Source organism: Streptomyces sp. NPDC048671, assembly GCF_055587045.1.
Map to the genome: position 1 here is coordinate 59,647 of NZ_JBVJHB010000026.1, position 19,047 is coordinate 78,693.

Sequence of the window (19,047 nt, forward strand, 5' to 3'; positions counted from 1 at the left end):
CGAGCGCACCGAAGGGGCTGCCCCGGACCGGTTTCGACCGGACCGGGGCAGCCCCTTCTCCGTGTGCTCAGCGGCGCACGTCAAGCCCCTTGCCGCCGGACACCTCGACGAGGTCCGTGACGTCGACCGTGAGGCCCGGCAGCACTTCCAGCGGGGTCAGATCGATGTCCGCACCGCTGGAAGTGCTGCCGGGCCTCAGCCGGAGCCTGTTCAGCGAGGGGAAGACCCGGGGGAGCGGACCGAGGTCAAGCAGCCCCCCGAACGGATTGAGCGTGAGGGAGGTGACCGACGGGACCACGGCCGCGCCCAGGAACTCCGGGGCGGCCGCCCGCACCGTCAAGTCCGTCACCTGGGGGGACTGCCGGAGTGCGGCGCAGAGGGGAGGAATCGCCGTGGGGGACCTCAGTTCCAGGTCGTGCAGGCCGTCCCAGCCGTGCAGCGCGTCGATCGTCACCGGACGCCTGCTGCTGAGCGTCAGCGTGGTGACCCGCGGGTGTGCGGGCACGTCACTGAGCCGGTGGGCCGTGAGGTCGTCGAGGTGCAGTGTGTACAGCTCACTCCCGGCCGTGGCCCGCAGGGCGGTGAGCGGCAGGCGGCTCATGTCCAGCCCGAGCCATTTCAGCTCCGGGAGCCCACCGAGCGGGCCGAGTTCCTGAACGTTCGGGCAGCCCGTCAATGACAGATGCAACAGCGTTCCGGCCGCTTCTGCCAGGAAGGACAGATGCGTCAGCGCGGTGTTCTCCCGGATGTCGAGCCTTCTCCACGGTCTGCCGCGCAGCCCGGCCCGTAACTCGGCCGAAGAGAGTTCCCCGATGATGCTCAGCTGGGTGACGGCCGGGAGATGGCGCAGGGCCGTCAGCTGGTCCACGGTGCGGATGCTCAGCCCCTGCTGCTTCAGGTCCATCGTGGAGAGGACCTGCTCCGCGTAGAGGGCCGCCGGGTACCTGTCCCACGTCTCCCGGAACAGCAGCCCGAGCCAGGGGTGTGCGAGCGCCCAGCGGCGGGCGTACGGGACGGCCTCGGCACCACCGGCCTCCGCGATGAGATCCGGGATCTGACGGATCCCCTCGGGGGCGAGGCCGGGATCGTCCGGGTCGGGGAGATGGCGCAGCACGGCCGGACCGAGCCGGGCGAGCAGGCGGGCCTCCCCGAAGGAGCCGGGCGGGAACAGTGCCGCCACGGCGGCGGAGACCCGCGTACGGGTCGTGTCGTCGAGCCAGGTCGCGTGCTGCGCGCACAGCGCGGCCAGGACGTGGAGCTCGGTCCGGGAGACGCCGCTCCCCGTGCCCACCCGCGTGTCCAGCAGGCCGTTGATCAGTACGGGGTGCTCGCGGCGGCCGCAGTGTCCGGCGGACAGCAGGATGACGTCCTGCCACTGCTGCGAGTCCGCCCGGCCGATCAGTTCGTGGAGATGGCCGCCCTCGATGAACTCCTTCGCGGCGAGGAAGTCCTGGAAGGTCCGGTGGGCGAACTGGTAGACGCCGTCGGCCCGCTCCTGGAGGACGCCGCTGCGGTTCAGCAGATGGGTCAGGACCTCCTGCGCCGTGCCCTGGCGCCTGATCTGCTCCATGCCGCGCAGCGCCTGGTCCAGCTGGTGCAGTGCCTGGTCGCGGTCCAGTTCCGACTGGCCGCCCCGCACCAGCCAGATCGCGATGCGCTGGAGGAGCTGGGCCTGCTCGTCCACGTTCATCGTGATGCCCTCGGGGGCGTCGATCCTGCGCCGCTTGTCGCGGTTGCCGAGCAGCATGGCGAGCGCGGAGTCGTACAGGCTCCAGCGGGTCTCCGGCAGGAGGCCCTGGCGCCGCCGGTGCAGGGCGCAGATCACTGCGCACAGGAGCGGGGTGCGGGCCAGGTTGCTCAGGGTGGAGTTGGTGGCGAACTGCCGGGTCAGATCGCGCTCCAGCTCGGTCAGCGTCGCGTGGTCCGGGTCGTCCAGCCGGGCCGCCCGGTGCCAGGCGGCGACGAAGGCGGCGATGTCCTCGTTCCGCATCGGCAGCAGCCGCAGCTCCTCGAAGTCCTCGGACGCCAGCCAGTCCGGGGCCACCGCGTGCGGGCGCACGGTCGCGACGCAGCGGGTCGCCGGGTAGCGGCGCAGCATCCCGGACAGCCAGTCGTACGCGGCCTCGCGGTCGTCCGGCGGGACCTCGTCCAGGCCGTCCACGAGCAGCAGCCCGCGACCTGACTCCAGTACCCGCCCGGCCCAGCCCTCGGGCGGGTCGTCGATGGCCGGCCGGGCGGCGGTGGCCAGCTGCCCGACGGACGGGAACGTACCGCCCCGCGCCCGCAGGGTGCGCAGCGGGACGACGAACGGGACCAGTCCGTTGAGCGCCGTCAGCCGCGGCCCGAGGGTGCCGGCCGAGGCGTGCGCCGCCAGCCACCAGACCAGGGTGGTCTTCCCGGCGCCCGCGTCGCCCCGCAGCAGTACCCGGGGCCGGTCGGAGAGCAGGGTGTCGATGCGCCGGGGCCCGGGGTCCGGGTCGGCGGGTGCTCCGGGGCGGTCGCGCGACTGTGCCTCCAGGCTGAGGTAGGCGGTGTCCAGGTCCCATTCGGATTCGTGCCGGCCGAGCTCGTCGAGCCCGAAGATCTTGGTGCGCCGGTACGCGGCGCCGAGCGCGGCCGCGTACTCCTCCTCGTAGCGCAGATCCTTGGGGAAGTGCCCGTGGACCCGTTCCCAGGAGAGCTCGTGGCCGGTCTCGCGGTAGATCAGCCGGAAGGGCTCGGAGGTGACGAGCGGGTCGAGGGGTACGCATTCCACCCGTCGGCCCCCGCGCCGGGGCGGGATCTGCCGGGCGATGCCGAGCAGGACGCTGCCCGCGAAGACCGGGCCGCCGGACAGTCCGCGCAGGGCGGGCAGCTCGTGGTCGGCCCCGGCGGGCGGACCGTCGAGCTCGCAGACGAGCAGCTTGCGTACCCGGCCCGCCATGGGCAGCACGGTGGCGGTGTACTGGTCGGCCTCCAGATGATCGTCGGGGCCGTAGCGCTGTACGTCGGGGAAGCCGGTGATCTCGCAGTCGGCGAGTGCCTGGCTGGTGTGCAGGACGCCGAGCCGTACCGGTTCGACCGGGAACAGCGGGGCCACGGTCTCGACGAGGGCGGCGTCGAGGCCGTGGTCGATCCAGACGACGGCCGAGTCCGTGTGGCCGGTGAGGTCCGGGTGGGCGACGGAGCAGCGGCCGCCGCGCTTGACGACGTGGGCGCAGGTCAGCACCAGCCGGTCGGTGAGCAGGACACCGCTGCCCTGGACGGAACCGGCGCCCAGGACCACGACGGTGCGGTCCGCGGGCTGCACGGCTGTCACGGCCGGGGCCGCCCCTGGCCGAACCCTGCCGTGCTCCCGTCGCCCTCGTGGCCGATCCGCCAGGCCTCGCCGGTCGTGACATCGCGGGGTTTCAGGGTGAAGGCGACCTTGTGGGTCTGGCCGGTGGTGCGGCCCGCGTCGGCGCCGGCCTCCACCACCCAGGCCTTCACGCGGGCGGAGCCCTTGACCTCCTTGCGGAGTTCGAGGGTGAACTCCATCTGGATGTCGCCGACCTCGAAGGCCAGCGGGCGGCCGGTGCCGCGGGTGGCGGCCTCGATGAGCTGGTTGCGGACCGACTCGACGGCGTCGGCGAGCTCGATGCCGTCGAGCCGTCCCGTGTCAGGCGGCGTGCCGCCGCCGTTTCGGCCCGTGCCTGCGGTGTTGCCGGTCATGTGACGTCCCCCCGGGAGCCGATCGGTTCTCGCCGTATCAGCGTAGTCAGGTTGCCCGCCGAAGGTCCCGAATCGGACGGCCTTAGGTCCCACCGGCGGTGACAAGGCGCACAGCCCTTTCGGGGCCTACTAGGCGGCTTAGGAGAAAGGGCCGTGATCGCGGGTGGGACCTTCGGCCCTGTGCCCGGCGGGACCTCGGGGTCTGCTGGGTGAAGTGCCCCGATAACGGGGTCATGTCCGATAGGGCCGGTTTGGAACTGGGGTTAAACGTCTCCGGACGAAGAGATCCGAAGGCGCGGGAGGGGTGGGGTCCGGGACCCGTGGAACCGAATTCCCGGGGCTCCGGCTACGGCTTTTCTTCGTAGATGGGGGGTTTGAGCAAGGGTGGGGGTGCGGGTTACCAAGGGATAGCCAGCCCGGCCGGAGTGCCGGGTCCAGTCATCTCCGGAGGTTTTCCGCTTATGTCGAAGCGCGTTACGTTCAAGCACTCCCACCGCCCGTCCGCTTCCCGTGTGCGCGGCGCCGTGGTGGCGGCCGGTCTGGGTACGTCGATGGTTCTCGGTGCGGGCGCTGCGTTCGCGGCCGGCACGACGGGGACCGCCGGCACCGCGAGCCTGGTGAGCACCACCGCGGCCGAATCGGTCGCCAAGCAGGCGGCCGCGCAGGGCAAGGCCGCCGAGCACAAGGCCGAGAAGAAGGCCGATGCCGCGAAGAAGAAGGCCGCGGCCAAGAAGAAGGCCGCGAAGAAGCTCAGCTGGGAGACCCCGGTCAACCGCTACGAGCTGAGCGCGAGCTACGGCAACGACGGCAGCCGCTGGTCGCACAAGCACTCCGGCCAGGACTTCGCCGTGCCGATCGGCACCAAGGTCGAGGCCGCGCACAAGGGCACCATCGTGAAGGCCGGCCCGAACGGCGGCGGCGACGGTCCCGCGTACGGCAACGCCGTCGTGATCAAGCACAGCAACGGCACGTACTCGCAGTACGCGCACCTCTCCAAGATCGACGTGCACATCGGCCAGTCCGTGAAGAAGGGGCAGAAGATCGCCCTCTCCGGCAACACCGGCAACTCCAGTGGTCCGCACCTGCACTTCGAGATCCGGACCACCGCGAACTACGGCTCCGCGGTCAACCCCGTCAACTACCTCCACAAGGTGGGCGTCAAGGTCTGACCGGCCGCGACGACAGACCCGCTACTGGTCGGACCCCGGGGCATGCGCCTGGGTGACCAGATCGACGGCGACCTCCAGGACGGCCTTGCGCTTGTCCTCGGGGTCGCCGTCGACGTCCTTGAGGGCGAACATGCCGGCGTGCATCGTGAAGAGCGCGCTGAAGCACCGCACCTGGTCGACGATCGGTGCGTCTGGGTCCCTGATCAGGTCGATGAGCCCCAGGACCCGGTGCTTGATCGACTGGCCGATGCTCAGGTCGCGCACGGTCGCCTGGTTCTCCTGCATGAAGCGGAAGAGCGGGGCGGCCTTGATCAGCGCCTCGCTGTAGCGGCCGAGGATCTCCTTCTTCGTCTCCAGGGTGCGCGGCTGCTCCCGGCCCCATTCGATCAGGTCCTCGACGGGCCGGTTGAGGTCCTCGAAGATGCTGGCGAGGATGTCTTCCTTGGTCTTGAAGTGGTAATAGAGGGCGGCCTTGGTGACGTCCAGCTTCTCGGAGATCTCACGCAGTGAGGTCTTCTCGTAGCCCTGCTCGGCGAAGAGGGTCAGAGCGACGTCCTGGATGCGCTGACGGGTGTTGCCCCGGCGCGGCTGCGGCGTGCTGCTCATGGTGCTCCCCATACTTACTTGACGCCCGGCTAGTGCGGGGGTACTTTCCCCCAGTGTAGTCAACTAGCCGGGCGGCAAGTAAGGGCCCGGTGTACAGGGGATCAGGGGAGTTGGGGAACATGTCGGACCTGAAGACGGCGACAGGCGGAAAGGCGGTCGGGCGCAAGCCGAAGCGAGAGCCGCAGCAGCGCAGCGTACGGGTGGTGATGCTCGCGCTGATGATCGCCATGCTGCTGGCCATGCTCGACAACCTGATCGTCGGCACCGCGATGCCGACCATCGTCGGTGACCTCGGCGGTCTTGAGCACCTGTCCTGGGTCGTCACCGCCTACACCCTGGCCACCGCCGCCTCCACCCCCATCTGGGGCAAGCTCGGCGATATGTACGGCCGCAAGGGCATATTCCTCACGGCCATCGTGCTCTTCCTGATCGGCTCGGTCCTCAGCGGTATGTCCCAGGACATGGGACAGCTGATCGGCTTCCGCGCGATCCAGGGCCTCGGTGCCGGTGGGCTGATGGTCGGCGTCATGGCGATCATCGGTGACCTGGTGCCGCCCCGCGAGCGCGGCAAGTACCAGGGCTTGATGGCCGGTGTGATGGCGGTTGCCATGATCGGCGGCCCGCTGGTCGGCGGCACCATCACCGACCACCTCGGCTGGCGCTGGAGCTTCTACATCAACCTGCCGCTGGGCGCCGTCGCCCTGGGCATGGTCACCGCCGTACTGCACCTGCCCAAGCGGGAGCGCGCCAAGTCGAAGGTCGACTACCTCGGCGCCGGGCTGCTGACGGTCGGCATCACCTCGATCGTGCTGGTCACCACCTGGGGCGGCTCGCAGTACGACTGGAACTCCGCCATCATCATGGAGCTCATCGCGATCGGTGTCGCGTCGCTGGCCGGCTTCCTCTTCGTCGAGACGAAGGCCGCGGAACCGATCATCCCGCTGCACGTCTTCCGCAACCGCAACTTCACGCTGATGTCCGTGGTCGGCTTCATGTCGGGCTTCGTGATGTTCGGCGCGGTGCTCTTCCTGCCGCTGTTCCAGCAGTCCGTCCAGGGCGCGTCCGCGACCAACTCCGGACTGCTGCTCCTGCCGATGCTGCTGTCGATGATGGTCGTCTCGCTGGTCGCGGGCCGGGTCACCACCAGCACCGGCCGGTACAAGATCTTCCCCATCATGGGCTCGGTCCTGATGGTGGCCGGCCTCTTCCTGCTCTCGCTGATGGACACCGACACCAGCCGCTTCACCTCGGGCGTCTACATGGCGGTGCTCGGCGCGGGCATGGGCTTCCTGATGCAGATCACGATGCTCGTCGCGCAGAACAGCGTCGAGCTGAAGGACATGGGCGTCGCCTCGTCCGCCACCACCCTGTTCCGTACGCTCGGCAGCTCCTTCGGTGTCGCCATCATGGGCGCGCTGTTCACCGGACGGGTCAACGACGAGATGGCGGCACGCGGCGGCGGCGCGGCCACCGCGCACTCCGCCCAGCTGGACGCGGCGAGCCTGGCGAAGCTGCCGGTTCCGGTGCGTGAGGCGTACCAGTTCGCGGTGTCGTCAGGCACGCACATCGCCTTCCTGGTGGGCGCCTCGGTCGGACTGGTCGCCCTGGTGGCGGCGCTCTTCGTCAAGGAGGTTCCGCTGCGCGGAGCGGGGCCGGAGACGGCCAAGGCCTCGGTGGCCGACGCCGTGTAGGTCACGGCCTTCCGAACGGTACGAGGAGGCCCCGGGGCGCACGCCCCGGGGCCTCCTCGCTGCCGCGCGCCGGGCCCGCTCAGCGGTCCGGCCACTCGCCGTTCGCCCGGGTGCCGCTGTCGGCGGCCGCCTTGCCGTTCGGCTCGGGGTTGCGCTGCTCGGCCAGCTGGAGCATCGGGTAACTGCCGGTGTCGGTCGGCGCGTGCTCGGGCAGCCACAGCACGGCGATCGCCCCGCCGGTGCCCTTGGCCGCGCCCTCGGGGGCGGCGTTGCGGAAGGTCAGCCGGGCGCCGAGCACCCGCGCCTGACCGGCCGCGATCGTCAGCCCGAGGCCGTGACCGTGGCCCGCCCGGTCGGTGCTCCCGGTACGGAACCGGCTCGGGCCCTCCCGCAGCAGCGCCGCCGGGAAGCCCGCACCGTGGTCGCGGATCCGAACCACCCGGCCCTCGACCGTGACCTCCACCGGGGTGGAGCCGTGCTTGGCGGCGTTGCCCAGCAGATTGCCCAGGATGCGCTCCAGCCGCCGCGGATCGGTGCTGACCCACGACTCGTGGACCACCTGGACCCGCACCTGCGGGTCCAGCAGCGCGATCCGGCGGCTCACGAAGTCGCCCAGCGCGACCTCCTGCAGCTCGGCCCGCTCGGACGCGCTGTCCAGCCGGGCCACCTCCAGTACGTCCTCGACCAGCGTGCGCATCGCCTGCGCCCGGTCCCGTACGAGCTCCGTGGGGCGGCCCGGCGGCAGCAGCTCCGCCGCCGTCAGCAGCCCCGTCACCGGGGTGCGCAGCTCGTGCGCGATGTCCGCGGTGACCCGGCGCTCGGCCTCGATCCGCTCGTTCAGCGCGTCCGTCAGGGCGTCCACCGCACCGGCCAGCTCATCGGTCTCGTCCTGGACGACGCCGCCGACGGCATCCCTGACCCGGACCTCCGTATTGCCCTGCGCGACCCTCCCGGCCGCGGCCGCCGCCTTGCGCAGCCGGCGCGACAGCTGGCCGCCGATCAGCACCCCCAGCGCGCAGCCGCCGAAGACCACCGAGACCGATCCGATGATCAGGGCCCGGTCGAGATCGCCCATGATGGTGGTGGAGCGGTCGGCGAAACGGGTGTGCAGCGAGAGCACGTCGCCGTTGGACAGCGGTACCGCCGCCCAGACGTCCGGCACCCCGCCGCCGTCCTCCACATGCGTGGCACGCCGGTTCTTCCGGGTCTCCTGGCGCAGGCTCTTCGGCATCGTCGGATCGTTGAGCTTCGCGCCGAAGCGGGGATCGGCCTTCTTCGTCTTCGTCGCCTCGTAGAGCAGCTGGGCGTAGGTCAGCCGCTCCAGCTGCACCTCGCGGGCGTTCTCCAGCATCGAGACCCTGGCCGCGTTGTGCACCACCAGGCTCAGCGCGACCGCGATCAGGGCGCCGACCGCCGCGATCGCGATGCTGATCTTCCAGCGGACACTCGTCCGCAGGGACGGCCGCCTCATGCCCTGAGCTTGTAGCCGAAGCCGCGGACCGTCTCGATCCGGTCCTGGCCGATCTTCGTACGCAGCCGCTGCACATGGACGTCCACGACCCGGGTGTCGCCGCCCCAGCCGTAGTCCCAGACCCGCTCCAGCAGCTTGTCGCGGGAGAGCACCGTGCCGGGCGCGGACGAGAACTCCAGCAGCAGCCGCATCTCGGTCGGGGTCAGGCCCACCTGCTCGCCGGCCCTGCGCACCTCCATGCCCTCGGTGTCGATCTCCAGGTCGCCGAAGACCAGCACCCCGCCCTCCGGCTCGTCCTCCGCCCCGGCGCCGCCGCCCGGACCGCCGCCCGAGGCGTGGCCGAAGCGGCGCAGCACGGCGCGGATCCGGGCCACCAGTACCGCGCCGTCGAAGGGCTTGGTGACGTAGTCGTCGGCCCCCGCCTCCAGGCCGAGCACCACGTCGATCGAATCGGCACGGGCCGACAGCATGATCACGGGAACCGTCGACTCGTCCCGGATACGACGGCACAGGCTCACCCCGTCGAGGCCGGGCACCATCACGTCGAGCAGGGCGATGTCGGGCCGGTCGGCCCGGAACGCGTCGAGGCCCTGGAGTCCGTCGGGCATCGCGGTGACCACGAAGCCGTCCCGCTCCAGCGCCAGCTGGGTGGCCTCGCGGATGACATCGTCGTCCTCGACGAACAGGACATGGGTCTCGGCCATCGGAAAGCTCTCAGTTCTTCGTCGGTTCCGTGGGCTCCGGGAAGTCCCCCTCCCCGGCGCCGACGGCTCGGTTGAAGTCGTTGTGCACCCGGTCCTGCTCACTGAACCGGGTGTTCGCCCAGTGGTACGTGATCACTTCCTCGCCCGAGGGATAGGCGACCGAGTCCTTCCTCCCGTAGACCTGTGTCGTCACCACCAGATCACCGCGGTCGATGGTCCCGTAGACCGCCGGCTGCTCGGTGGCGAACACGTTCTCGTACGCGCCGTCGCGGGACCGGTACACATAGGTACCGACGCCCACCGAGTCACCGCAGGTCATCACGTTCACGACCACGTCGGCCGCGGGGCCGCCGGTCAGCTTCCCGTACGAGGTGTCCACCGGGTACTCGTCACCGGTGCAGGGCTTCAGATCCGTCCGGACCCGTTCGCTCACCTTCGGATCCGCCTTGAGCAGGGCCACGGCATCGACCCTGGGGGTCGGCTTCGCCCTGGACGGCGTCGTGGCGGTCGGCGTGATCCGGGCGACCGGCTGGGTGCCCGCCGGGCCCTCGTCGCGCGTACCGGTGCCACCGGTGGAGCAGCTGACGGCGAACAGCCCGATGGCGGCGAGCCCGGCCAGAGCCGTACTGCTCGCCGCCCATCCGGCCGGGAACCGTCTGCCTCCGGCACCGGTCCCGTTCCCGCTTCCCCCGCCGGTGACCGCGCCGCCGCTTTTGTCGCCGCCGTCACCGCTGCCTGTCAGGCCGCGCACCGCTCCCGCCCCCGCTCGTCATGACGCCCGATCCCCGACGCCCCGGACCGGGTCCGGGGCCGCACCGGAGCCGCCGCGGCACGGACGGCCGGACTGTGCTCCCGGTTCTCGCGGATCCGGGCCTCACGGCCGGCCTCTTCCCTGCTCTCCAGCTCCTGGCGCAACCGCGCCAGGGCACGGTGCAGCGTGCTCTTCACCGTACCGGCCGACATGCCGAGCGCCGCCGCGGTCTCCTCCGTGCTCATCTGCTCCCAGTGTCGCAGCACGACGACGCTGCGCTGCTTGGGAGCCAGCACGCCCAGGACGTCCATCAGCAGGGCGCGGTCGGCGCGCTGCTCGGTGCCGTCCTCGATGCTGGCGTCGGGGAGCTGCTCGGTGGGGACCTCGTCCAGCTTGCGGGCCCGCCACCACTCGGTCCGGGTGTTGATCATGACGCGGCGCAGATAGGCGTCGGCGAGGGACTTGTCGGCGATGCCGTCCCAGCGGCGGTAGGTGCGGGCCAGCGCGGTCTGCAGCAGGTCCTGCGCGTCCACGGGGTCGGGGACCAGCCGGCGGGCGCTGCGCAGCAGCGCCTCCTGCCGGGTACGCACGTACTCCTCGAATCCGAGCACCTCGCCCTGCGCCATAACAACCGCCTCCGTCCCCGTGGAACCCCGTAGTACCGCTGCCAGCCGCTTGGTCGTCGGGCTGACGTCGGTGACGCTACGGAGCGGTTGTCACGGGGCTGTGCGGAGCAGCCATACGCCGACGCACGGCTGCCCATCGGTTGTGTAACAGCACAGGAGGAGTGGGGCAAAGAGGCCGCTTCGGGGTGCGGAACGGGCAACGGGCCGGGCGGGGGCGTCCCGCCCGGCCGTCAGGTCAGCGGCAGCCGGTACTGGCCGCCCGCCAGCGGTTCGACGAGGCCGTCGGCGACCAGGCCGTCCAGCGCACGGGCCCGCTGCACCGGTTCCTCCCACACGGCGTCCAGCGCCGACTGGGGTACGGGTGCCACCGACTCGCGCAGCACGGCGAGCAGCCGGCCGCGCACCTGCCGGTCCGTACCGGCGTAGGTCTGGCCGCGGCGCGGGGGCCCCTGGTGCGCGGGCTTCCCGGCCAGCCGCCAGGCGCACTGCGCCGCGATCGGGCAGCGCGTGCAGTCCTCGTTCTTCGCGGTGCAGACGAGGGCTCCGAGCTCCATCGTCGCGGCGGCCCACCGCGCCGCCCGCTCGTCCTCGTCGGGCAGCAGCGCGCGGGCGAGCTTGCGCTCGGCGGCGGTGGTCGCGTTCGGCGGGTACTGGATACCGGTCGCGGCCCGTGCGAAGACCCGGCGGACGTTCGTGTCCAGGACGGCGTGCCGCTGCCGGTAGGCGAACGAGGCCACGGCCGCCGCCGTGTACTCACCGATCCCGGGCAGGGCGAGCAGCTGGGCGTGCTCGCTCGGTACGTCGCCGCCGTGTCGTTCCGCTATTGCCTGGGCGGCCCCGTGCAGCCGCAGCGCTCGCCGGGGGTAGCCGAGCCGGCCCCAGGCGCGGACCGCCTCGCCGGGAGGGTCGGCGGCGAGGTCGGCGGGGCGCGGCCAGCGGGCCAGCCACTGTTCGTAGATCGGGAGCACCCGGTTGACGGGGGTCTGCTGCAGCATGAACTCGCTCACCATCACGCCCCAGGCGCCCGCTTCGGGGCGGCGCCAGGGCAGATCGCGGGCGTGCTGGTCGAACCACCCGATGACGGGAGTGTGGAGGGAGGCGGGGGGCGTCTGTGTCGCTGTCGTGGCAGTCATCGCACGTCCGATCCTGGCACGGAAGGGCAGACGACGGACCGGGGCACGGGGGTGTCGCCCCTCATAAGAGCCCTTGGAGTGATAGTGCCACCCGTCTGTCCCCGTGCCACCGGACCTCCGGTCCGGCAAGTGGCCGCACACCCCCCGGGCCCGGTTGCGGCAACTGGCCGCATCGGGTCCGGCGGCCCGCCCTCCGCACAGCCACGCAGATTTCCGTTCGGCTTACCGTCCGGGTTCCGATCAGCGACCCGATCAGCTACCCGTTCGACTTCCCGTTCGGCTTCCCGATCAGCTTTCCATCCAGTTTTCCGTTCAGATGTGAACTAGCAGGTGACGGAGGGTAGGTATCCAACCCCCGTGATCACGTTGGGCGATCGTCGCGGTGGCCGTCCCGTGGACCGCGGGAGCGGGAACGGGCCGTCCCGGGATGATGATCCGCAAAACTTGGGATCAGGGCGGCGGGTGGGGCGGGAGTTGGGGCCGATCTCTCGTACAGTTTGCGCCGTGGGATCTCTGCGTAATCCGATCGGGCCGCTTCCCTCCACCATTTACTGGCGACGGAGGGCAGTAGCGGCGACGCTGATCGCGCTGCTCGCGTTGCTGGTCCTATGGGCCGTCACCTCCCGTGGCGGCAAGGGGAACCACGACGACTCCAGGGCCCACGGCTCCGGTCCCACCGACGCGATCACACCAGGACCCTCGGGTTCCGGCCCTGCCATCAGCGAACAGCCCGGCGGGCGCGACGAGTCGGGTGACTCCGGCGGAGGCGACAGCGGCGGCGGCGGCGACTCGGACGCGGGTTCCGGCGGCTCGGGCGGCGGCAACGACGGCTCCGGCAAGGCCGGTTCCGGTTCGGGCGGCGGCACGGGCGGCGGTTCGGGCGGCGCCGGAGGCAGCGGCAGCGGCGGGACCGCCGGACAGCAGCTCCCGGCCGGCTCCTCGGTCCCCGACTGCACGCCCGGCGCACTGCAGTTGACCCTGAAGAGCGAGGTCAGCTACGCACCCGGCGAGAAGCCGAAGTTCCGGCTGATCGCCAAGAACACCTCCGCCACCGCCTGCAAGGTCGACTTCGGCCCGAAGAACGCGGTGCTCACCGTCACCGAGGCCGGTGGCGACGACGACGAGGTGTGGTCCTCCAAGGACTGTCCGCGCAACGCGGCCGCCGTGCTGCTGAAGGTCCCGGCGGGCTCGACCGTCGTGCACACCGTGGAGTGGAACCGCGCGAAGAGCGCCCCGAAGTGCGCCACGCCGGCGCCGGGGAGCGCCGGCCCCGGCACGTACCTGGTCGAGGCCAAGGCGCCGGGCGAGCCCGTGCAGCGCGCCTCGTTCGTCCTCGCGAAGGACTGACCCGGCACTGAAACGCCCCCGCGCGCCCCCCCGAAGGGCGCCCGGCCGCGGGGGCTGCACCCCCGCGGCTGCGGGGGCTACACGTACCGTTCGAGAATCGACGACTCGGCCAGCCGCGACAGGCCCTCGCGCACACTGCGCGCCCGCGCCTCCCCGACCCCGTCCACCGTCTGGAGATCGTCCACACTCGCCGCGAGCAGCTTCTGCAGACCGCCGAAGTGCTCCACGAGCCGGTCGATGATCGCCCCGGGCAGCCGCGGCACCTTCGCCAGCAGCCGGAAGCCGCGAGGCGAGACCGCCGAATCCAGGGTCTCGGGGGAGCCGCTGTAACCCAGTGCCCGTGCGACGACGGCGAGTTCCAGCAGCTCGGTGTGGGACAGCGCGTCCAGCTCGGTGAGCGCCTCCGCCACCGTGCGCGACCGCTTCGCGGTCGGCTCCGGCACGTAGTCGCGCACGACCAGCTCGCGCTCCGGCTCCACTCCCGCGATCAACTCGTCGAGCTGGAGCGAGAGGAGCCGGCCGTCGGTCCCCAGCTCCACCACGTACTCGGCGATCTCGGTCGCGATCCGGCGCACCATCTCAAGACGCTGCGCGACGGCGGTCACGTCCCGGACGGTCACCAGGTCCTCGATCTCCAGGGCGGAGAGCGTGCCCGCGACCTCGTCGAGCCGGAGCTTGTACCGCTCCAGCGTGGCGAGCGCCTGGTTGGCGCGGGAGAGGATCGCGGCCGACTCCTCCAGGACCCGGCGCTGCCCGTGCACGTACAGCGCGATGAGGTGCATCGACTGCGAGACCGAGACCACCGGGAAACTGCACTGCCTGGAGACCCGGTCCGCCGTGCGGTGGCGGGTGCCGGTCTCCTCGGTGGGGATGGAGGCGTCCGGGACCAGCTGCACGCCGGCCCGCAGGATCTTGGTCATGTCCTTGTCGAGGATCAACGCTCCGTCGAGCTTCGCCAGCTCGCGCAGCCGGGTCGCGGTGAATTCCACGTCCAGCACGAAGCCGCCGGTGCACATCGACTCGACGATCTTGTCCATGCCGAGCACGATCAGCCCGCCGGTGTTGCCACGGAGAATGCGCTCCAGGCCGTCCCGCAGGGCCATTCCGGGCGCGACGGCGGTCAACGAGGCGCGCATCAGCGCCTCGTTACCGGTGCCTTGGCCGGACTTTCCGGGCGATGCTGCCCGGTCGCTGGCTGCCACTGCACTCCTCCGGTCACAGGTTTGCGGTGCCCTTTGGGCCTCTCGTCCGGATCGGGTCTGATCCGGGCGGAACACTCCACGTCCCTCATACCGTTCGTACGGACGGGCGAGACCAGGGCAAAGTCTACCGGCGTGCGCCGTCCTCCTGGGGGGCCTGTGCACGAGACCGGCGCGGGAGGACTCTCAGCGCGTCGCCCATGTTGGCGACTTCCGTGACTTTCATACCGGCCGGGACCTTCCCCGGATCGGTCGGGACCAGTGCGTGCGTAAAGCCCAGACGGTGCGCCTCGGCCAGTCTGCGCTGGACCCCGGTGACCCTTCTGACCTCGCCCGCGAGCCCCACCTCACCGATCGCCACAAGATTCTTGGGCAGCGGTGTGTCACTCGCCGCACTGGCCAGGGCCAGCGCGATCGCGAGGTCCGCGGCGGGCTCGGTGAGCTTCACGCCGCCGACCGTGGCGCTGTAGATGTCCCGCTTGCCCAGCGAGCTGATCCGGCCGCGCTGCTCCAGTACGGCCAGCATCATCGACACCCGGGACGTTTCGAGCCCCGAGGTGGTGCGCCGGGGTGAAGGGATCTGGGAGTCGACCGTGAGCGCCTGTACCTCGGCGACCAGGGGCCGCTTGCCCTCAAGGGTGACGGTCAGGCAGGTGCCGGGCACGGGTTCGTCACGGCGGGTGAGGAAGAGCCCGGACGGATCGGCGAGGCCGGTGATGCCCTCGTCGTGGAGCTCGAAGCAGCCGACCTCGTCGGTCGCCCCGTACCGGTTCTTCACGCCGCGCACGAGCCGGAGCCGGGCATGGCGGTCCCCCTCGAAGGACAGCACCACATCGACGAGGTGCTCCAGCAGCCGGGGCCCGGCGATCGCGCCGTCCTTGGTGACGTGGCCGACCAGCAGGGTCGACATGCCGCGCTCCTTGGAGGCGCGGATGAGCGCCCCGGCGACCTCGCGGACCTGCGCCATGCCGCCGGGCGCGCCCTCGATCTCCGGCGAGGCCACGGTCTGCACGGAGTCCAGGACCAGCAGGGACGGCTTGACCGCGTCCAGATGGCCGAGGACTGCGGACAGATCGGTCTCGGCGGCCAGGTACAGATGGTCGTTGATCGCCCGGATCCGGTCGGCGCGCATCCGGACCTGGCTCGCGGACTCCTCCGCGGTGACGTAGAGCGTGCGGTGCTCCTCGCTCGCCGCCTTGGCCGCCACGTCCAGCAGCAGCGTGGACTTGCCCACGCCCGGCTCGCCCGCCAGCAGCACGACGGCACCGGGCACCAGCCCGCCGCCCAGCACCCGGTCCAGCTCGCCGACACCGGTCGAGCGGGCGGTGGCCTGCCGGCTGTCGACCTGGCCGATGGGCAGGGCGGCGGTGGAGACGCGGCCGGCCGCCGTCGTCCGTACCGCGGGGGCGCCGCCGAACTCCTCGACCGTCCCCCACGCCTGGCACTCGAAGCAGCGGCCGAGCCACTTGGCGGTCGTCCAGCCGCATTCCGTGCAGCGGTAGGACGGCCGGTCCTTCGCGGATTTCGTACGGGCAGCCATGGCGCCACCGTATAGGTGACCTCGGACAGTCCCGTCCGGCGCGGTGCCGCCTGAGGGAGCGCACGCCCCTTCCCGCCGTGGAATCGGGGAATCCTGTCCGATCCTGTCCGCTTTCAAGGGATACGTTCACCCGTAAGGGTTAAATCTACTCAAGGGGCGCCAGGGCCATGCCCCGTCCTGCCTACGGTCGCAAGGTGACGAGCAGCAGACTGGAGACGCCCACGAGCACCCCCGGCGCACACCGGACGCAGCACCGTGCGCCCCACTCCTCACCGAAGAAGCCGCCTGCCCGTTACGAGCCGCATCTCGACGGTCTGTTCACCTACTGCCTCTCCGTGCTCTGCGACCACGACGCCGCCACCGACGCGCTCGGCGGTGTGCTCGCACTGGCCGAACGGCAGGGCGGACGGTGTCCCACGGACGAGGAGGAACGTAAAACCTGGCTGTACGCGCTGGCCAGGTGGACGTGCCTGCGCAGGCTCACCGAGCAGAAACAGGGCCGCCAGGCCCACCGTCAGCACGACAAGCCGCGGGCGCGCGGGAAGTCGGCGCCGGAGAACCACCACGCCCCCGCCCAGGCCGTGCAAGGAGTGCGCGCAGGACGGCGTACGCCCCCACCTCCCGTGGCCGCCCACGCACCCAGGACCCCCGCCGCACCGCCCCGCTCCGCGGTGCCCCAGTCCGCGATGCCGCAGTCCGCCCCCGCCCCGGAGACCCCCGCGGCCGCCGAGGCGCACCGCCGCGAGCTGGCCCAGCTGGCCTGGCCCGAGGCCGCGGGCACCACCCCCGAACAGCGAGAGGCGCTGGAGCTCGCGGTACGGCACCGGCTCACCCCCGTCGCGGTCGCCGCCGTCCTCGGTCTGGAGGCCGCTGCCGCCAGGGAACTCCTGGCCGCGGCCGCCTGTGAGGTGGAGCGGACCAGGGCCGCGCTCGCCGTCGTCGAGTCCGGCGGCTGCCCCACGGCGGGCAGGCTCACCGGCGACCGGCGCATGCTGCTCTCCGCCACCCTGCGCCGCGAGCTCGTACGGCACGTGGACGACTGCCCCCGCTGCCGCCGCGCCGCCGAGCGGGCCGGTGCCGAGGGCCCCTGGCCCGGTGCGGCCGTCGCCCCGGCCGCCGCGCTGGCGGTCGTCGAGGCGCCGCGCCCGTCCGCGTACGTGGCCATGATCCACGCCCAGAAGCATCAGAAGAATCGGTCCGCCACTCCGCGGTTCGACCGCGCGGGCTTCCCGATGGACCCCAAGGACCACGCCGCGCGCCGGGACCGGCTGCGGTCGAGGGTCATGACGACGACGGTCGTCGCCACGGTCGTCGCCGCCCCGGTGATCGCCCTGTGGTCCGCCTACCGCGGCGCACCGCTCATCGGCGAGGGGCACGACGGGTCCTCGGTCACCGCGACCGAGAGGGACGGGAGCCGCGACGGCGACCCGTACGGCCGCTACGAGAACGCGGGCAACGCCACCCCCGAGTCCGGCCCCCGCTTCACCGACGACGACGGCCTCCCGGACGTCTCGGCCGAGGTCATCAGCGTGGACCCGGAGGCGGGCCCGGACACCGGGCCGCACCGGGCGGGCGGGCTCACCGTCGAGGCGCGTCTCTCCGGCGCCACCACGATGATCACCCTGACCGCGACGGAGGCCGGCCCGGTCGCCTGGTCGGCCCGGACCTCCGCGTCCTGGCTGCGCCTCAGCAGCTCGTCCGGGAAGCTCGCCGCGGGCGGCAGCGTCACGATCCGCGTCCTCGTCGACCGCGGGCGCGAACCGGCCTCGCACTGGACCGCACGGATCGTCCTCGCCCCCTCGGGCTCGGTCGTCGTGATCCACGGGTACGGCGGGAGGCGCCCGTCGGGCGGCAGACCGCACCCCTCGCAGCCCTCGCGGCCGGGCGGCTCGCTCCATCCGCGCCCGCCCGCCCCGTCGGACCCGCCGCCGTCCTCACCGGACCCCACGGAACCGACACCGGACCCGACCGAGCCGACACCCGGCCCGACGGACCCCACCACGACACCGACGGACCCGGGCGGGCCGGGCCAGTCGCCCGGCCCCTCGGCCCCGACCGGCCCGGCAAAGAGCCCGAGCGTCCCGCCACCGGCGAACTGAGGCGCCACCGCCCGTCGGGACCACGCCGGACCGGCCCGTCGGGACGCCCGGCTACACCGGACCGGCCTGTCGGGACGCCCGGCTACACCGGACCGGCCTGTCGGGACGCCCGGCTACACCGGACCGGCCCGTCGGGACGCCCGGCTACACCGGACCGGCCCGTCGGGACGCCCGGCTACACCGGATCGGCCGGGTGCGGCGCCATCGGCAGCAGCGAGGAGAGCCGCTCCTCGCACAGCCCGGCCAGCCGGTCGTATCCCTCCTTGCCCATCAGCTCGGTCAGCTCGGGGCGGTAGGACACGTACACCGGCTCCCCGGCCCCGTGCGCCGACGTCGCCGAGGTGCACCACCAGTGCAGGTCATGACCGCCGGGACCCCAGCCCCTGCGGTCGTACTCACCGATCGTCACCTGGAGCACCCGGGTGTCGTCGGGCCGGTCGATCCAGTCGTACGTACGGCGGACCGGCAGCTGCCAGCACACGTCCGGCTTGGTCTCCAGCGGCTCCTTGCCCTCCCGCAGCGCCAGGATGTGCAGCGAGCAGCCGGCCCCCGCCGCGAAGCCGGGCCGGTTCTGGAAGATGCAGGAACCCTCCCAGCGCCGGGTCTGGCGCTCCCCGTCGTCATCGGTCTGGACCCAGCCCGACTCCGTACCCACATCGTGGAACTGCCACAGGTCCGGGGTCAGCCGGGCGACATGACCGGCCACCCGCTTCTCGTCGTCATCGTCCGAGAAATGGGCGCCCAGCGTGCAGCACCCGTCGTCCGCGCGACCCGCCTGAATGCCCTGGCAGCCGCTGCCGAAGATGCAGCTCCACCTGGACGTCAGCCAGGTCAGGTCGCAGCGGAAGACCTGCTCGTCGTCGGCGGGGTCCGGGAACTCCACCCACGCTCGCGCGAAGTCGATCCCCGTCTCGTCGGGCCCGTTGGGCCCCTCTGTCTCCGGCTGCCGCATCTCCTGCTTCGTTTTCTGCTTCTTCGTGACTTTGTCCGGCTTCGCCTTTTTCGTCTTTGGCACGCGCCC

Annotated in this window: 15 protein-coding genes; 4 read left to right on the forward strand and 11 right to left on the reverse strand. The window is 71.8% G+C overall.

Translation table 11 applies throughout. The features are described 5' to 3' along the window. Positions 1-67: 67 nt before the first annotated feature. Together ACZ6S6_RS35560 and ACZ6S6_RS35565 are read right to left on the reverse strand one after the other, a co-directional pair. Complete coding sequence (locus tag ACZ6S6_RS35560) at positions 68-3,298, reverse strand: NACHT domain-containing protein (RefSeq protein WP_469709145.1); 3,231 nt, start codon at positions 3,296-3,298, stop codon at positions 68-70. Further along, positions 3,295-3,690, reverse strand: coding sequence for a trypco2 family protein (locus ACZ6S6_RS35565; RefSeq protein ID WP_362966414.1), 396 nt, complete (start codon positions 3,688-3,690; stop codon positions 3,295-3,297). Before ACZ6S6_RS35565 ends, ACZ6S6_RS35560 begins: the two co-directional genes overlap by 4 nt. 461 nt (positions 3,691-4,151) lie before the next feature. Between ACZ6S6_RS35565 and ACZ6S6_RS35570 the strand changes: the two genes are divergently transcribed. Further along, positions 4,152-4,859 (forward strand): M23 family metallopeptidase, encoded by a 708-nt coding sequence (locus ACZ6S6_RS35570; RefSeq protein WP_362966416.1) that lies wholly within the window; start codon positions 4,152-4,154, stop codon positions 4,857-4,859. Between the two features lie 21 nt (positions 4,860-4,880). Here the strand turns inward: ACZ6S6_RS35570 and ACZ6S6_RS35575 are convergent, their stop codons facing one another. After that, positions 4,881-5,465, reverse strand: a complete 585-nt coding sequence (locus ACZ6S6_RS35575) for a TetR/AcrR family transcriptional regulator (protein ID WP_362966418.1) — start codon at positions 5,463-5,465, stop codon at positions 4,881-4,883. Between the two features lie 119 nt (positions 5,466-5,584). Between ACZ6S6_RS35575 and ACZ6S6_RS35580 the strand changes: the two genes are divergently transcribed. Then, positions 5,585-7,156 carry an MDR family MFS transporter gene (locus tag ACZ6S6_RS35580; RefSeq protein WP_362966420.1) on the forward strand — a complete coding sequence of 524 codons (1,572 nt, stop codon included), beginning with the start codon at positions 5,585-5,587 and terminating at the stop codon, positions 7,154-7,156. A gap of 79 nt (positions 7,157-7,235) precedes the next feature. Here the strand turns inward: ACZ6S6_RS35580 and cseC are convergent, their stop codons facing one another. The 5 genes from cseC to ACZ6S6_RS35605 form a co-directional block, all read right to left on the reverse strand. Then, entirely contained in the window at positions 7,236-8,627 is a 1,392-nt protein-coding gene (gene cseC, locus ACZ6S6_RS35585; RefSeq protein WP_362966422.1) for a two-component system sensor histidine kinase CseC, read from the reverse strand. Further along, positions 8,624-9,331 (reverse strand): two-component system response regulator CseB, encoded by a 708-nt coding sequence (cseB, locus tag ACZ6S6_RS35590; protein ID WP_469709148.1) that lies wholly within the window; start codon positions 9,329-9,331, stop codon positions 8,624-8,626. Before cseB ends, cseC begins: the two co-directional genes overlap by 4 nt. A gap of 10 nt (positions 9,332-9,341) precedes the next feature. Next, positions 9,342-10,082 carry a hypothetical protein gene (locus ACZ6S6_RS35595; protein WP_469709150.1) on the reverse strand — a complete coding sequence of 247 codons (741 nt, stop codon included), beginning with the start codon at positions 10,080-10,082 and terminating at the stop codon, positions 9,342-9,344. Then, a complete protein-coding gene (locus ACZ6S6_RS35600) occupies positions 10,070-10,708 on the reverse strand; it encodes a SigE family RNA polymerase sigma factor (protein ID WP_362966428.1) in 639 nt (212 codons plus the stop codon). Before ACZ6S6_RS35600 ends, ACZ6S6_RS35595 begins: the two co-directional genes overlap by 13 nt. 230 nt (positions 10,709-10,938) lie before the next feature. Further along, positions 10,939-11,841, reverse strand: coding sequence for an HhH-GPD family protein (locus ACZ6S6_RS35605; protein ID WP_362966430.1), 903 nt, complete (start codon positions 11,839-11,841; stop codon positions 10,939-10,941). 546 nt (positions 11,842-12,387) lie between these two features. Between ACZ6S6_RS35605 and ACZ6S6_RS35610 the strand changes: the two genes are divergently transcribed. Continuing rightward, positions 12,388-13,188, forward strand: coding sequence for a hypothetical protein (locus ACZ6S6_RS35610; protein WP_469709170.1), 801 nt, complete (start codon positions 12,388-12,390; stop codon positions 13,186-13,188). A 77-nt stretch (positions 13,189-13,265) separates the two neighbouring features. Here ACZ6S6_RS35610 and disA read toward each other — a convergent pair whose 3' ends face one another. Beyond that, positions 13,266-14,390 carry a DNA integrity scanning diadenylate cyclase DisA gene (gene disA, locus ACZ6S6_RS35615; RefSeq protein ID WP_362966432.1) on the reverse strand — a complete coding sequence of 375 codons (1,125 nt, stop codon included), beginning with the start codon at positions 14,388-14,390 and terminating at the stop codon, positions 13,266-13,268. Between the two features lie 124 nt (positions 14,391-14,514). Beyond that, positions 14,515-15,927 (reverse strand): DNA repair protein RadA, encoded by a 1,413-nt coding sequence (gene radA / locus ACZ6S6_RS35620; RefSeq protein ID WP_362966434.1) that lies wholly within the window; start codon positions 15,925-15,927, stop codon positions 14,515-14,517. A gap of 194 nt (positions 15,928-16,121) precedes the next feature. Here radA and ACZ6S6_RS35625 point away from each other — a divergent pair, with 194 nt between their 5' ends. Then, positions 16,122-18,026 carry a BACON domain-containing protein gene (locus ACZ6S6_RS35625; protein WP_469709153.1) on the forward strand — a complete coding sequence of 635 codons (1,905 nt, stop codon included), beginning with the start codon at positions 16,122-16,124 and terminating at the stop codon, positions 18,024-18,026. Between the two features lie 175 nt (positions 18,027-18,201). On the opposite strand, the gene ACZ6S6_RS35630 is transcribed toward ACZ6S6_RS35625, so the two are convergent. Further along, complete coding sequence (locus tag ACZ6S6_RS35630; protein ID WP_362966438.1) at positions 18,202-19,041, reverse strand: DUF3109 family protein; 840 nt, start codon at positions 19,039-19,041, stop codon at positions 18,202-18,204. Positions 19,042-19,047 lie beyond the last annotated feature (6 nt).

Bases quoted from the DNA above. Each gene is read 5' to 3' on its own strand.
- ACZ6S6_RS35565 (WP_362966414.1), bottom strand. From the start codon at position 3,690: ATGACCGGCAACACCGCAGGCACGGGCCGAAACGGCGGCGGCACGCCG.
- ACZ6S6_RS35570 (WP_362966416.1), top strand. From the start codon at position 4,152: ATGTCGAAGCGCGTTACGTTCAAGCACTCCCACCGCCCGTCCGCTTCC.
- ACZ6S6_RS35575 (WP_362966418.1), bottom strand. From the start codon at position 5,465: ATGAGCAGCACGCCGCAGCCGCGCCGGGGCAACACCCGTCAGCGCATC.
- ACZ6S6_RS35580 (WP_362966420.1), top strand. From the start codon at position 5,585: ATGTCGGACCTGAAGACGGCGACAGGCGGAAAGGCGGTCGGGCGCAAG.
- cseC (WP_362966422.1), bottom strand. From the start codon at position 8,627: ATGAGGCGGCCGTCCCTGCGGACGAGTGTCCGCTGGAAGATCAGCATC.
- cseB (WP_469709148.1), bottom strand. From the start codon at position 9,331: ATGGCCGAGACCCATGTCCTGTTCGTCGAGGACGACGATGTCATCCGC.
- ACZ6S6_RS35600 (WP_362966428.1), bottom strand. From the start codon at position 10,708: ATGGCGCAGGGCGAGGTGCTCGGATTCGAGGAGTACGTGCGTACCCGG.
- ACZ6S6_RS35605 (WP_362966430.1), bottom strand. From the start codon at position 11,841: ATGACTGCCACGACAGCGACACAGACGCCCCCCGCCTCCCTCCACACT.
- radA (WP_362966434.1), bottom strand. From the start codon at position 15,927: ATGGCTGCCCGTACGAAATCCGCGAAGGACCGGCCGTCCTACCGCTGC.